Origin of the sequence: Salmonella bongori NCTC 12419 (assembly GCF_000252995.1) — a bacterium.
Taxonomy (GTDB): Bacteria; Pseudomonadota; Gammaproteobacteria; order Enterobacterales; family Enterobacteriaceae; genus Salmonella; species Salmonella bongori.
Map to the genome: position 1 here is coordinate 3,208,411 of NC_015761.1, position 12,210 is coordinate 3,220,620.

Below are 12,210 nucleotides of genomic sequence, written 5' to 3' on the forward strand. Positions count from 1 at the left end.
TTACTCTCCGTAAATCATTCGCCTGAGCGGGGTTGCGACACCACCGGTTCATGCTTGCGTAAACCGCCCCAAATTCGATGACCAATGGCGGAATACATCGCGCCCGCAACCACGACAAACGCACCGAGATAACCTAAAAGGTTTAACATCGGTCTGGCGAAGAAATCGGGCCAGGCCATAGATAAAAGATCTGAAAACAACAGGGTAAATAGTGGGGTAAGCGTAATTATTGCGCTCACCTGCGCCGCCTGCCAACGCGCCATCGCTTCCGCCAGAGCGCCATATCCTACCAGCGTATTCAGCCCGCAGAAAATTAAACAGGCAAGCTGCCAGTCGCTCAGTTGCGCTATTACCATCGGTTTTGCCAGCGGCAAGAGCGCTATCGTACATAAAGTGTACAGTAAAAACAGGATTTGCTGTGACGCCAGACGACGCAATAACACCTTTTGCGCGACGCCATAACTCACCCAGACGGTTGCCGCCCCGACACCAAATATTACCCCCCAGGTGTAGTCGGTCAGTCGGGTAAAAATCTCGATCAGACTGGTATTAAAAAACATCACCAGCCCGCTCAATAACATCAGCGCGCCTATCACCTGGGTCCCACGCATCTTTTCTTTCAGAATAAAGACGCTGGCGACCATCATACCAACCGGTGACAGTTGGCCAATAACCTGTGATGCCGTTGGGCTCAGATATTGCAAAGAGGAACTGAACAGGATGAAATTCCCGAAGAGTCCCCCTGTCGCAACAGCCAATAGCACCAACCAGCGAGGTTTGCGGAAAATACGTAATGGCGGCAGCTTACGTTTAACCGCCAGTATCGCCCCAAGACCGATACTGGCCATTAAGAAACGGTAGAAGACCACAGTAGGAGGTTCCATCACCTCCAGCACTTGCTTCATTGCTATTGGCAACGCTCCCCAGCACATTGCGGTGGTGAGCGCCAAAAGAATACCAATGCCTGCCTGCTGCTTCATACCGTATTCCCTGCAGAAACCCGTCACGACATTTATACCGCCACACGGGTATATTTTGGTCGGCCATCGAATGTAAAAAGCCCCGCAACAGGTGCGGGGCTTTCATCCGTTACCGGACCACAAAAAACTTACTCAGCAACGATGCTGATGTATTTACGGTTTTTCGGGCCTTTAACTTCGAATTTCACTTTACCGTCTGCTTTAGCAAACAGAGTGTGGTCACGACCGCAACCAACGTTGGTGCCAGCGTGGAATTTAGTACCACGTTGACGAACGATGATGCTGCCTGCCAGAACTGCTTCACCGCCAAAGCGTTTTACGCCCAGACGTTTAGCTTCAGAATCGCGACCGTTACGAGTCGAGCCGCCAGCCTTTTTATGTGCCATTTAATCTGCTCCCCTAATCTTAAGCGCTGATGCCAGTGATTTTCACATCAGTGAACCACTGACGATGGCCCTGCTGCTTACGGTAGTGTTTACGACGACGAAACTTAACGATTTTAACTTTCTCGCCACGACCGTGGGCAACAACTTCAGCTTTGATTACGCCGCCATCAACGAAAGGAACGCCGATTTTGACTTCTTCACCGTTTGCGATCATCAGAACTTCAGCGAACTCGATAGTTTCGCCAGTTGCGATGTCCAGCTTTTCCAGGCGAACGGTCTGACCTTCGCTTACTCGGTGTTGTTTACCACCACTTTGGAAAACCGCGTACATAAAAAACTCCGCTTCCGCGCACACCTTTTCAATGATTCAGAGCGCGCTATAAATATTCACAATAGGGCGCGAATATTACGCAAATTGGACGGCTTTGACAAGTGCTACCATCAATACATGAAGAAAAAAAACACAACGCATACGGCAACGTTTATCTGCGGCGTTTTTTCAGTACAATCAGAGTATATTTCTAACCATAAACCCTACGTTACCTCATTCAGACATGGGATAATCGGGGCGATAAGCCCGGCTTTTGCGATGAATTTAGAAAAAATCAACGAGTTAACCGCGCAGGATATGGCGGGTGTCAATGCGACAATCCTTGAACAGCTCAATTCCGACGTTCAATTGATTAATCAGCTGGGGTATTACATCATCAGCGGCGGCGGAAAACGCATCCGCCCGATGATTGCCGTTCTTGCCGCGCGCGCGGTGGGTTATCAGGGTAACGCACACGTAACCATCGCCGCTCTGATCGAATTTATCCACACGGCAACCCTGCTGCACGACGACGTGGTGGATGAGTCCGATATGCGTCGCGGCAAAGCGACGGCAAATGCCGCCTTCGGTAATGCCGCCAGCGTGCTGGTCGGTGACTTTATCTATACCCGCGCCTTCCAGATGATGACCAGCCTCGGCTCGTTAAAAGTGCTGGAAGTGATGTCAGAGGCGGTCAACGTGATTGCAGAAGGCGAAGTGCTGCAATTGATGAACGTGAATGACCCGGACATTACCGAAGAAAATTACATGCGGGTGATTTACAGCAAAACCGCGCGCCTGTTCGAGGCTGCCGCGCAATGCGCCGGTATTCTTGCCGGATGTACGCCTGCGCAAGAAAAAGGATTGCAGGATTATGGCCGCTACCTCGGCACCGCTTTCCAGCTGATTGATGATCTGCTGGATTACAGCGCCGACGGCGAGCATCTCGGTAAAAATGTGGGTGATGACCTCAATGAAGGTAAGCCCACGCTGCCGTTGCTCCATGCTATGCGCCACGGTACGCCAGAACAGGCGGCGATGATCCGCACCGCCATTGAACAAGGGAATGGACGCCATCTTCTGGAACCGGTTCTCGAAGCAATGACCACCTGCGGCTCTCTGGAGTGGACACGTCAGCGAGCGGAAGAGGAAGCTGACAAAGCGATATCCGCGCTGCAAGTATTGCCGGATACGCCGTGGCGTGAAGCGCTTATCGGTCTCGCTCACATTGCGGTGCAGCGCGATCGTTAATACTGTTCTCTTATCCCGCGCTCTGCGCGGGACGTTCCATTAAATTCCAATAAACTCCCGTTCACGTTTCTTGCTTCTGCTTCTACCGACTTCCCCTGGTATATTCTGAATATCGTTGTCACTTACATGAACTTTTTAGAACATTACTTCACGAAGCGTTATAGTATCGTTCGTCGTTGGGTTGTTAAAACCGTAAGTGATTAACCTAAGGAGTGATGGATGTATGGAAAGCAAACTTATTGACTGGCATCCAGCCGATATCATTGCCGGGCTGCGTAAAAAAGGAACGTCAATGGCTGCTGAGTCACGCAAGAATGGACTAAGCTCCTCTACGTTGGCAAATGCGTTAACGCGTCCGTGGCCAAAAGGAGAGTTGATTATCGCAAAAGCATTGGGGACGGATCCCTGGGTTATTTGGCCGTCGCGTTATCACGATCCGCGCACACATGAGTTTATCGACAGAACACGGCTAATGAGAGCGCGCAATAAAGACTAGCAGATAGAGAGTGAGTGTCTGTAAAGCAACCCCCGCACAGCGGTCGCGGGGGTGATTCAGCGTACCGAAGATTATTCGCCTTTCACACGTTCAATCTTCGCGCCCAGCGCGCGCAGCTTATCTTCAATACGTTCATAGCCGCGATCGATGTGGTAAATGCGATCCACGACCGTCGTACCTTCCGCAATACAGCCCGCCAGCACCAGGCTTGCAGACGCCCGTAGATCGGTCGCCATTACCTGCGCGCCAGAAAGCGTTTCTACGCCATGACATATCACGGTATTGCTTTCAATTTCCGCACGAGCGCCCATACGGCTGAGTTCCGGCACATGCATAAAACGATTCTCGAAGACGGTTTCGGTAATGAAGCCCGTCCCTTCCGCCACCAGATTCAGCAACGTGAACTGCGCCTGCATATCGGTCGGGAACGCCGGGTGCGGCGCGGTACGGACATTCACCGCCTTAGGCCGTTTGCCGTGCATATCCAGGCTTATCCAGTCCTCGCCAGTCTCAATATCTGCACCAGCGTCACGCAGTTTCGCCAGTACCGCATCCAGCGTATCCGGCTGCGCGTTGCGGCAGATGATTTTGCCGCGGGAGATCGCTGCTGCCACCAGGAAAGTGCCCGTTTCAATACGATCCGGCAGAACGCGATAGACGCCGCCGCCCAGACGCTCTACCCCCTCAATCGTAATACGATCGGTGCCCTGGCCCGTAATCTTCGCGCCCAGAGCAATCAGGAAGTTCGCCGTATCGACGATTTCCGGCTCACGTGCAGCATTTTCGATGATGGTCGTGCCTTCGGCCAGCGTAGCGGCGCACATGATGGTTACCGTCGCGCCAACGCTGACTTTATCCATGACAATGTGCGCACCTTTCAGGCGACCATCAACGGACGCCTTCACATAGCCCTCTTCCAGCTTGATGGTTGCACCCAACTGTTCCAGACCCGTAATGTGCAGATCAACCGGACGCGCGCCGATAGTACAGCCCCCCGGCAGGGAAACTTGTCCCTGGCCAAAACGCGCAACCAGCGGCCCCAGCGCCCAGATCGAGGCGCGCATAGTTTTGACCAGATCATACGGCGCGCAGAACACGTTCACCTGGCTGGCGTCAATATGTACTGACCCATTGCGTTCCACTTTCGCCCCTAACTGGCTCAGGAGTTTCATTGACGTATCTACGTCTTTCAGTTTCGGAACGTTTTGGATCTCTACCGGCTCTTCTGCCAGCAGTGCGGCGAAAAGGATCGGCAGCGCGGCGTTTTTGGCGCCGGAAATTGTGACTTCGCCCTGGAGCGTCGTTGGCCCCTGTACACGAAATTTATCCATTATTGTATTCTCAGTTAAGCATTCACTTCGCTACCGGTAGGCTACCCGTAGCTTAAAATCCGTTAAGTTTACGATCGCGCGCCCATTCTGCCGGGGTATACGCCTTAATCGATACGGCATGGATACGGTTGTCCGCAATGTACTCCATCAGCGGGCCATAGACCGTTTGTTGTTTCTTGACCCGGCTCATGCCATCAAACATCTCACCCACGGCGATAACCTGAAAGTGACTGCCATCGCCGGAGACGTGGACTTCCTGGAGAGAAAGAGCGTTCATCAGCACACTCTGAATTTCATGATTTTCCATGGGATCTTTATTCATCAAATAGTGAAAACAGCCCAACATCTTAGAGCAAAGTGGCGCCGTCTTAAATAAGCAAAAAGCCTTGCTGATAAATCAGGCAAGGCTCTGGTAGAGGCCCCCCCCGCGGAGGGGTGCCGGACGGCAGCGCAACCGTCTGATCCGGCCTACAAAATTAACGTGGTAAGACGTCGTCCGGCAGATTGTAAAGTTTCGCCAGCGCATAGACCTTGTCGTTAACTCCAGACAATGATACGGCATTACCCTGCTTTTTGGCCTGGTCCACAAGGTGGACCAGCAACGCCAGGCCCCCCGTATCCACCCTGGAGATTTGGCTCAGGTCGATACGGGTCACCCCCCGCATCGCCTCTACGCGCGCATCCCATAGCGGCGTCAATACGTCCTGATCCAGCTCTCCTGCCAACATCAGGGTGCCCGCTTCACGCGTCCAGGTGAGTTGCGGCGTCATTACTTTTTCTCGTCCAGAGTGATTTTCTGTTGAGAAATAGACTTCAACTGTGCGGTAAGGCCGTCGATGCCTTTAGTACGCAACAGGTCGCTCCACTCATTTTGCTTGGTGGTAATCATGCTGACGCCTTCTGCAATCATGTCATACGCCTGCCAGTTGCCGGTCTGGGAATTTTTACGCCACTGGAAGTCCAGGCGTACCGGCGGACGACCATTTGGATCGATAATCGTGACGCGGATCGGCACAATAGTGGCATCGCCCAGCGGCTGCTCCGGGGCTATCTGGTAAGTCTGACCGTGATACATCGCCAGTGCCTGACCGTACGCCTGTTTCAGGTACTCACGAAACGCCGCGAAATAGGCCTCACGCTGCGCCGGAGTCGCCTCTTTGTAGTAGCGGCCCAGTACCAGCGCGCCGGCATATTTCACCTGCACGTACGGCAGCAGTTCCTGATCAACGATATCGCGCAGGTAGTCCGGGTTAGCGCGAATTTTCGGCTGTTCATTTTTCAGGCGATCGAAGGTTTTCTGTGCCGCCTCATTCATCAGTTTATAAGGATTGCTCTGATCCGCTGCGGTTGCTGCGCTTAATGGCGCGATGACCAGCAGGGCCACCATCATCAGTCGTTTAAACATGCCTTGATTCTCCTGAGATTATTTCGTTGCGCCCGCAGGCGTTGTGGCTTCAGTATTGCCTTCCGTTGCGGCTGGCGCATCGCCAGAATTCTTATTATCGTCGCCTTTACTGTTGTAAAGGAACTGACCAATCATATCTTCCAGCACCATTGCAGATTTAGTGTCCTGAATCGTACTCCCCTCTTTGAGGATAGACGTTCCCAGCTCAGGATCTTCAAAACCGACGTTTAATGCCAGATATTGCTCCCCCAGTAGACCGGAAGTACGGATACTCAGGGAACTGGTATCGGGAATATGGTTATAACGCTCTTCGATGTCGAGCGTTACGCGTGGCAGGTACGTTTTCGGATCAAGCGAGATATCTTCAACCCGTCCGACCACTACTCCGCCGATGCGCACGGGGGAGCGTACTTTTAAACCGCCGATGTTGTCGAAGGTCGCATAAACCTTATAGGTTGGCTCCGTACGCATAGAGGTCACATTTGCCGCCTTCAGGCAAACAAATAGCGCCGCCAGCAACGCCACCAGCAAAAAAACGCCTACCCAAATTTCATTTTTTTTCGTTTGCATGAACTCAATTCCCAAACATCAGTGCGGTCAGTACAAAATCCAGCCCCAGAACGGCCAACGATGCGTGAACCACGGTTCGCGTCGTTGCCCGGCTAATTCCGGCAGAAGTCGGAATTGCGTCATAGCCGTTAAATAACGCAATCCATGTTACCGTAATGGCGAACACCACGCTCTTTATCAGACAGTTCACCAGGTCCATACGCCAGTCGACGGCATTCTGCATCGCGGACCAGAAGAACCCGGCGTCGATTCCCTTCCAGCTTACGCCGACCAGCGAACCGCCCCAGATACCGACCGCCACAAAGATAATGGTCAGTAGCGGCAAAGAAATCACCCCCGCCCAAAAGCGCGGCGAAATCACCCGGCGCAATGGATCGACCGCCATCATTTCCATGCTGGAAAGCTGCTCCGTCGCTCGCATCAGGCCGATTTCCGCCGTCAGCGCCGACCCGGCCCGCCCGGCAAACAGCAACGCCGCGACGACCGGCCCCAGCTCGCGCAGTAACGAGAGCGCGACTAACATGCCAAGGCTGGTCTCCGCGCTGTAGGTGGTCAGAACCAGATAGCCCTGCAGCCCCAGTACCATGCCGATGAATACGCCGGAGACAATAATGATAAGCATCGACAAGACGCCCACATTATAAAGCTGGCGCACCAGCAGCGGCGCATGTTTGCGAAACTCCGGCTTACCGATGACCGCATTGAATAACATTAATCCGGCGCGCCCGAACGTCCTGACGGTTTTGATCCCGCTATGTCCGAGTGATGCCAGCGCATTTAACAGCATGAGTGGCTTAACTCCCTGTTTCGAGTAAATCAAGGTGATAGTCGCCCGCCGGATAGCGGAACGGAACCGGCCCGTCGGCAATGCCGTCAAGGAACTGACGCACCCGCGGGTCCGTATTCTCCTGCAACGCCTGAGCGCTGCCGTGAGCAACGATTTTTTTGTCTGCCATAATCCAGGCGTGATCCGCAATGCTCAGTACTTCTGGCACATCATGCGACACCACCACGCAGGTAACGCCCAGTGCGCTGTTCAGTTCGGAAATCAGCTTTACCAGAACGCCCATCGTAATCGGGTCCTGGCCGACAAACGGCTCATCGAACATAATGAGATCCGGCTCCAGGGCGATAGCACGCGCCAACGCGGCGCGACGCGCCATCCCGCCGGAAAGCTCGGAAGGCATCAGTTTCGCCGCGCCACGTAGCCCGACAGCTTCCAGTTTCATCATGACGACGCTTTTTAGTAGCGGCGCGGACAAGTTTGTGTGCTCCCGCAACGGATAGGCAACATTGTCAAACACATTCATGTCGGTAAACAGTGCTCCCGACTGAAATAGCATACTCATTCGTTTGCGTACGGTGTAGAGCCGCGAACGGGACATTGCCGGCACGTTCTCGCCATCAAATAAGATCTCGCCCTTATCCGGCGGGATCTGTCCGCCAATCAGACGCAACAGCGTAGTTTTACCGATGCCCGACGGCCCCATGATCGCCGTGATCTTCCCGCGCGGCACCGTCAGGGAAATATTATCGAAAATGCAGCGTTCGCCCCGGGAAAAGCTGACGTCGCGCATATCGACTAAATTTGCCACAGACTGACCCATTGATTCATCCTTCGTATTGCCTTGTTGAGGTAACCATGGCGCTGAATTTAACCATGGGTTCGACATAATTACAGAATATTAACTGACAGGGTTAGCGAAAGCTGGCATTCGTTTTACTTTTTAGCCGCATAAAGTCAAAATTAGGACTTCGTTACAGCTTCCAGATATCCCTTCCAGGGACCGGCGAGTATACCTGAAGAAAGGACTTTAGATGCTTTTAGCGGTGGCGCTACTCATAATTGGTTTGCTTCTGGTGGCTTATGGCGCCGATCGGCTGGTGTTTGCGGCCTCTATTTTATGCCGTACGTTTGGCATCCCTCCGCTGATCATCGGAATGACAGTAGTGAGTATCGGTACCTCGCTGCCGGAAATTATTGTGTCGGCTGCCGCATCGCTGCACGGTCAGCTCGATTTAGCCGTTGGCGCGGCGCTCGGTTCTAATATCACCAATATCTTGCTGATTTTAGGGCTTGCAGCGCTGGTTCGTCCTTTTACCGTGCATTCTGATGTTGTACGTCGTGAATTGCCGTTAATGTTATTCGTTAGCGTAATAGCCGGTTCCGTACTTCATGACGGACAGTTAAGTCGCAGTGATGGTATTTTTCTCCTGCTTCTGGCCGTGCTATGGCTGTTATTCATTGTTAAAATCGCGCGTCTGGCTGAACGACAAGGAAATGACAGCCTTACCCGCGAACAGTTGGCGGAATTGCCGCGAGAAGGTGGGCTTCCCGTCGCGTTCCTGTGGCTGGGCATTGCGCTGATCATCATGCCAATGGCGACGCGCATGGTGATCGATAACGCCACGGTGCTGGCGAATTATTTCGCCATGAGTGAACTGACGCTCGGTTTGACGGTTATCGCTGTCGGCACCAGTCTTCCGGAACTGGCAACGGCGATTGCCGGCGTGCGAAAAGGTGAAAACGATATTGCCGTCGGTAATATCATTGGCGCCAACATTTTTAATCTCGCCATCGTGTTGGGATTGCCTGCGCTGATTGCGCCGGGAGATATTAACCCGCTGGCATTTGGCCGTGATTATAGTGTGATGTTGCTGGTCAGCGTCGTTTTCGCCTTATTGTGCTGGCGGCATCCACGCAAGATTGGCCGGGGCGCAGGTATACTGCTGACCGGCGGTTTTATCATATGGCTGGCGATGCTGTATTGGCTATCGCCACTTCTTGTTGGATAACTGGAAACGGACTATGTCGCATTTAGCGTTACAACCGGGGTTTGACTTTCAGCAGGCAGGCAAAGAGGTCCTGGAGATTGAACGTGAAGGCCTGGCGGAGCTTGATCAATACATCAACCAGAATTTCACGCTGGCATGTGAAAAGATGTTCAACTGCACCGGAAAAGTGGTAGTGATGGGCATGGGCAAATCCGGCCATATCGGACGGAAGATGGCCGCCACTTTCGCCAGTACCGGCACGTCTTCCTTTTTTGTGCATCCGGGGGAAGCCGCTCACGGCGATTTGGGAATGGTTACGCCGCAGGATGTCGTTATTGCTATCTCTAATTCCGGCGAATCCAGCGAGATCGCGGCGTTAATCCCGGTGCTTAAACGCCTGCACGTCCCGTTAATTTGTATTACCGGGCGGCCGGAAAGCAGCATGGCGCGTGCGGCAGATGTGCATCTGTGTGTTAAAGTACCCAAAGAAGCCTGTCCATTAGGGTTGGCGCCCACCAGTAGCACCACCGCAACGCTGGTGATGGGCGATGCGCTTGCTGTGGCATTATTAAAAGCCCGCGGCTTTACCGCCGAGGATTTCGCTCTGTCGCATCCTGGCGGCGCGCTGGGACGTAAGCTGCTGCTGCGTGTAAGCGATATTATGCATACGGGCGATGAGATCCCGCATGTGAATAAACACGCCAGCCTGCGCGATGCGCTGTTAGAAATCACGCGTAAAAATCTCGGCATGACCGTGATTTGCGATGAATCGATGAAGATCGACGGTATCTTCACCGATGGCGATTTACGCCGCGTGTTCGACATGGGCGGTGATATGCGCCAGTTAGGGATCGCCGATGTGATGACGCCTGGCGGCATTCGCGTGCGTCCCGGCATTCTCGCCGTCGATGCGTTGAATTTAATGCAGTCCCGCCATATCACTTCCGTACTGGTTGCTGATGGCGACCAGTTGCTCGGTGTGTTACATATGCATGATCTCCTGCGTGCAGGCGTCGTGTAGAAAATCAAGGATAATTAACGATGAGTAAAGCAGGTGCGTCGCTTGCGACCTGTTACGGCCCCGTCAGTACCCACGTCATTAAAAAGGCGGAGCATATCCGCCTGCTTATTCTGGATGTGGATGGCGTGCTATCTGACGGCCTGATTTATATGGGCAATAACGGCGAAGAGCTGAAAGCCTTCAACGTCCGTGACGGCTACGGCATTCGCTGTGCTTTGACCTCCGATATTGAGGTTGCCATTATTACCGGACGAAAGGCTAAACTGGTAGAAGATCGCTGCGCCACGCTGGGGATCACCCATCTTTATCAGGGGCAGGCGAATAAAGTGCTCGCCTTTGGTGACCTGCTGGAAAAACTGGCGATTGCGCCGGAAAACGTCGCCTACGTCGGTGATGATCTCATTGACTGGCCAGTGATGGAAAAAGTGGGATTAAGTGTTGCCGTTGCAGATGCGCACCCGCTGTTGATCCCCCGCGCTGATTATGTGACGCATATTGCCGGCGGGCGCGGCGCGGTACGTGAAGTGTGCGATTTGCTGCTGCTGGCGCAGGGCAAGCTGGACGAAGCCAAAGGGCAATCGATATGAGTAAAACCAGACGTTGGGTTATCATTCTACTGTCGCTGGCCATTCTGGTGCTGATTGGTATCAATCTGGCAGATAAAGATGATCCTACCGCCGTAGTGGTCAATAGCAGTGATCCTACTTATAAAAGCGAGCATACGGATACCGTCGTATACAGTCCGGAAGGCGCGCTGAGCTATCGTCTGATCGCACAGCACGTTGAATATTTTTCCGATCAGGCGGTCTCATGGTTTACACAACCGGTATTAACCACCTTTGATAAGGATAAAGTGCCGACCTGGTCGATTAAGGCCGATAAAGCCAAACTGACTAATGATCGGATGCTCTATCTGTATGGCCATGTTGAAGTCAACGCTCTGGTGCCTGACGCTCAATTACGCAGAATTACTACCGATAACGCACAGATCAACCTGGTCACGCAGGATGTTACCTCAAACGATCTGGTGACATTATACGGCACAACATTTAACTCCAGCGGACTGAAAATGCGCGGTAACTTACGCAGCAAGAACGCCGAGCTGATTGAAAAGGTTAGAACCTCTTATGAAATTCAAAACAAACAAACTCAGCCTTAATCTTATGCTTGCCGGCTCGCTTCTGGCCGCCAGCATTCCGGCATTTGCCGTCACGGGCGATACCGAACAGCCGATTCATATCGACTCGGATCAACAATCGCTGGATATGCAAGGCAACGTTGTGACCTTTACGGGCAACGTGGTGATGACCCAGGGCACGATTAAGATCAACGCCGATAAAGTCGTCGTTACCCGCCCTGGCGGTGAACAAGGTAAAGAGGTGATCGACGGCTACGGCAATCCGGCCACTTTTTACCAGATGCAGGACAACGGTAAACCGGTGAAAGGCCACGCTTCGCATATGCATTATGAGCTGGCAAAAGATTTTGTGGTGCTGACCGGCAACGCCTATCTGGAGCAGCTTGATAGCAACATTACTGGCGACAAGATCACCTACCTGGTGAAAGAGCAGAAAATGCAGGCTTTTAGCGATAAAGGCAAACGCGTCACCACAGTGCTGGTACCGTCACAGTTGCAAGACAAAAACAAAAGCCAGACTCCGGCGCAAAAGAAGAGTAACTAATTC

General features: G+C 52.9%; 17 protein-coding genes. 7 read left to right on the top strand and 10 right to left on the bottom strand.

Translation table 11 applies throughout. The annotated features are described in order from the left end of the window. Positions 1–14: 14 nt before the first annotated feature. The 3 genes from SBG_RS15175 to rplU all read right to left on the bottom strand — a co-directional run bounded on the left by SBG_RS15175 (position 15) and on the right by rplU (position 1,697). On the bottom strand, positions 15–980 hold the full coding sequence (locus SBG_RS15175; protein ID WP_000813049.1) for a DMT family transporter: 966 nt from the start codon (positions 978–980) through the stop codon (positions 15–17). A 128-nt stretch (positions 981–1,108) separates the two neighbouring features. Continuing rightward, a complete protein-coding gene (gene rpmA / locus SBG_RS15180) occupies positions 1,109–1,366 on the bottom strand; it encodes a 50S ribosomal protein L27 (RefSeq protein WP_000940593.1) in 258 nt (85 codons plus the stop codon). 19 nt (positions 1,367–1,385) lie between these two features. Then, entirely contained in the window at positions 1,386–1,697 is a 312-nt protein-coding gene (gene rplU / locus SBG_RS15185) for a 50S ribosomal protein L21 (protein WP_000271396.1), read from the bottom strand. Between the two features lie 258 nt (positions 1,698–1,955). Here rplU and ispB point away from each other — a divergent pair, with 258 nt between their 5' ends. Together ispB and sfsB are read left to right on the top strand one after the other, a co-directional pair. After that, a complete protein-coding gene (ispB, locus tag SBG_RS15190) occupies positions 1,956–2,927 on the top strand; it encodes an octaprenyl diphosphate synthase (RefSeq protein ID WP_001047351.1) in 972 nt (323 codons plus the stop codon). 223 nt (positions 2,928–3,150) lie between these two features. Next, complete coding sequence (gene sfsB / locus SBG_RS15195) at positions 3,151–3,423, top strand: DNA-binding transcriptional regulator SfsB (protein WP_000444163.1); 273 nt, start codon at positions 3,151–3,153, stop codon at positions 3,421–3,423. 71 nt (positions 3,424–3,494) lie between these two features. Here the strand turns inward: sfsB and murA are convergent, their stop codons facing one another. The 7 genes from murA to mlaF all read right to left on the bottom strand — a co-directional run bounded on the left by murA (position 3,495) and on the right by mlaF (position 8,336). Beyond that, a complete protein-coding gene (gene murA, locus SBG_RS15200) occupies positions 3,495–4,754 on the bottom strand; it encodes a UDP-N-acetylglucosamine 1-carboxyvinyltransferase (protein WP_000357283.1) in 1,260 nt (419 codons plus the stop codon). Between the two features lie 52 nt (positions 4,755–4,806). Continuing rightward, a complete protein-coding gene (ibaG, locus tag SBG_RS15205) occupies positions 4,807–5,061 on the bottom strand; it encodes a BolA family iron metabolism protein IbaG (protein ID WP_001518349.1) in 255 nt (84 codons plus the stop codon). A 169-nt stretch (positions 5,062–5,230) separates the two neighbouring features. Further along, positions 5,231–5,524, bottom strand: coding sequence for a lipid asymmetry maintenance protein MlaB (mlaB, locus tag SBG_RS15210; RefSeq protein ID WP_000188846.1), 294 nt, complete (start codon positions 5,522–5,524; stop codon positions 5,231–5,233). Then, positions 5,524–6,159 (bottom strand): phospholipid-binding protein MlaC, encoded by a 636-nt coding sequence (gene mlaC, locus SBG_RS15215; RefSeq protein WP_000476471.1) that lies wholly within the window; start codon positions 6,157–6,159, stop codon positions 5,524–5,526. The genes mlaB and mlaC overlap by 1 nt, the downstream gene beginning before the upstream one ends. 18 nt (positions 6,160–6,177) lie before the next feature. Next, positions 6,178–6,729, bottom strand: a complete 552-nt coding sequence (gene mlaD / locus SBG_RS15220) for an outer membrane lipid asymmetry maintenance protein MlaD (protein WP_001193593.1) — start codon at positions 6,727–6,729, stop codon at positions 6,178–6,180. A 4-nt stretch (positions 6,730–6,733) separates the two neighbouring features. After that, a complete protein-coding gene (gene mlaE, locus SBG_RS15225) occupies positions 6,734–7,516 on the bottom strand; it encodes a lipid asymmetry maintenance ABC transporter permease subunit MlaE (protein ID WP_000925799.1) in 783 nt (260 codons plus the stop codon). Positions 7,517–7,523: 7 nt separating this feature from the next. After that, positions 7,524–8,336 (bottom strand): phospholipid ABC transporter ATP-binding protein MlaF, encoded by an 813-nt coding sequence (gene mlaF / locus SBG_RS15230; protein WP_000531681.1) that lies wholly within the window; start codon positions 8,334–8,336, stop codon positions 7,524–7,526. A gap of 211 nt (positions 8,337–8,547) precedes the next feature. On the opposite strand from mlaF, the gene SBG_RS15235 reads away from it, so the two are divergent. The 5 genes from SBG_RS15235 to lptA are packed head-to-tail and all read left to right on the top strand — an operon-like array spanning position 8,548 to position 12,207. Further along, complete coding sequence (locus tag SBG_RS15235) at positions 8,548–9,525, top strand: calcium/sodium antiporter (RefSeq protein WP_000922910.1); 978 nt, start codon at positions 8,548–8,550, stop codon at positions 9,523–9,525. A 13-nt stretch (positions 9,526–9,538) separates the two neighbouring features. Beyond that, positions 9,539–10,525 (top strand): arabinose-5-phosphate isomerase KdsD, encoded by a 987-nt coding sequence (kdsD, locus tag SBG_RS15240; protein WP_000018622.1) that lies wholly within the window; start codon positions 9,539–9,541, stop codon positions 10,523–10,525. A 20-nt stretch (positions 10,526–10,545) separates the two neighbouring features. Next, the gene (gene kdsC, locus SBG_RS15245; protein WP_000030023.1) at positions 10,546–11,112 is read left to right on the top strand and encodes a 3-deoxy-manno-octulosonate-8-phosphatase KdsC; all 567 of its coding nucleotides are present in this window, start codon (positions 10,546–10,548) and stop codon (positions 11,110–11,112) included. Then, positions 11,109–11,684, top strand: coding sequence for an LPS export ABC transporter periplasmic protein LptC (gene lptC / locus SBG_RS15250; RefSeq protein ID WP_000047849.1), 576 nt, complete (start codon positions 11,109–11,111; stop codon positions 11,682–11,684). The genes kdsC and lptC overlap by 4 nt, the downstream gene beginning before the upstream one ends. After that, positions 11,653–12,207, top strand: a complete 555-nt coding sequence (gene lptA / locus SBG_RS15255) for a lipopolysaccharide ABC transporter substrate-binding protein LptA (RefSeq protein WP_000669769.1) — start codon at positions 11,653–11,655, stop codon at positions 12,205–12,207. Before lptC ends, lptA begins: the two co-directional genes overlap by 32 nt. The last annotated feature ends 3 nt before the right edge of the window (positions 12,208–12,210 follow it).

Bases quoted from the DNA above. Each gene is read 5' to 3' on its own strand.
- SBG_RS15175 (WP_000813049.1), bottom strand. From the start codon at position 980: ATGAAGCAGCAGGCAGGCATTGGTATTCTTTTGGCGCTCACCACCGCA.
- rpmA (WP_000940593.1), bottom strand. From the start codon at position 1,366: ATGGCACATAAAAAGGCTGGCGGCTCGACTCGTAACGGTCGCGATTCT.
- rplU (WP_000271396.1), bottom strand. From the start codon at position 1,697: ATGTACGCGGTTTTCCAAAGTGGTGGTAAACAACACCGAGTAAGCGAA.
- ispB (WP_001047351.1), top strand. From the start codon at position 1,956: ATGAATTTAGAAAAAATCAACGAGTTAACCGCGCAGGATATGGCGGGT.
- sfsB (WP_000444163.1), top strand. From the start codon at position 3,151: ATGGAAAGCAAACTTATTGACTGGCATCCAGCCGATATCATTGCCGGG.
- murA (WP_000357283.1), bottom strand. From the start codon at position 4,754: ATGGATAAATTTCGTGTACAGGGGCCAACGACGCTCCAGGGCGAAGTC.
- ibaG (WP_001518349.1), bottom strand. From the start codon at position 5,061: ATGGAAAATCATGAAATTCAGAGTGTGCTGATGAACGCTCTTTCTCTC.
- mlaB (WP_000188846.1), bottom strand. From the start codon at position 5,524: ATGACGCCGCAACTCACCTGGACGCGTGAAGCGGGCACCCTGATGTTG.
- mlaC (WP_000476471.1), bottom strand. From the start codon at position 6,159: ATGTTTAAACGACTGATGATGGTGGCCCTGCTGGTCATCGCGCCATTA.
- mlaD (WP_001193593.1), bottom strand. From the start codon at position 6,729: ATGCAAACGAAAAAAAATGAAATTTGGGTAGGCGTTTTTTTGCTGGTG.
- mlaE (WP_000925799.1), bottom strand. From the start codon at position 7,516: ATGCTGTTAAATGCGCTGGCATCACTCGGACATAGCGGGATCAAAACC.
- mlaF (WP_000531681.1), bottom strand. From the start codon at position 8,336: ATGGGTCAGTCTGTGGCAAATTTAGTCGATATGCGCGACGTCAGCTTT.
- SBG_RS15235 (WP_000922910.1), top strand. From the start codon at position 8,548: ATGCTTTTAGCGGTGGCGCTACTCATAATTGGTTTGCTTCTGGTGGCT.
- kdsD (WP_000018622.1), top strand. From the start codon at position 9,539: ATGTCGCATTTAGCGTTACAACCGGGGTTTGACTTTCAGCAGGCAGGC.
- kdsC (WP_000030023.1), top strand. From the start codon at position 10,546: ATGAGTAAAGCAGGTGCGTCGCTTGCGACCTGTTACGGCCCCGTCAGT.
- lptC (WP_000047849.1), top strand. From the start codon at position 11,109: ATGAGTAAAACCAGACGTTGGGTTATCATTCTACTGTCGCTGGCCATT.
- lptA (WP_000669769.1), top strand. From the start codon at position 11,653: ATGAAATTCAAAACAAACAAACTCAGCCTTAATCTTATGCTTGCCGGC.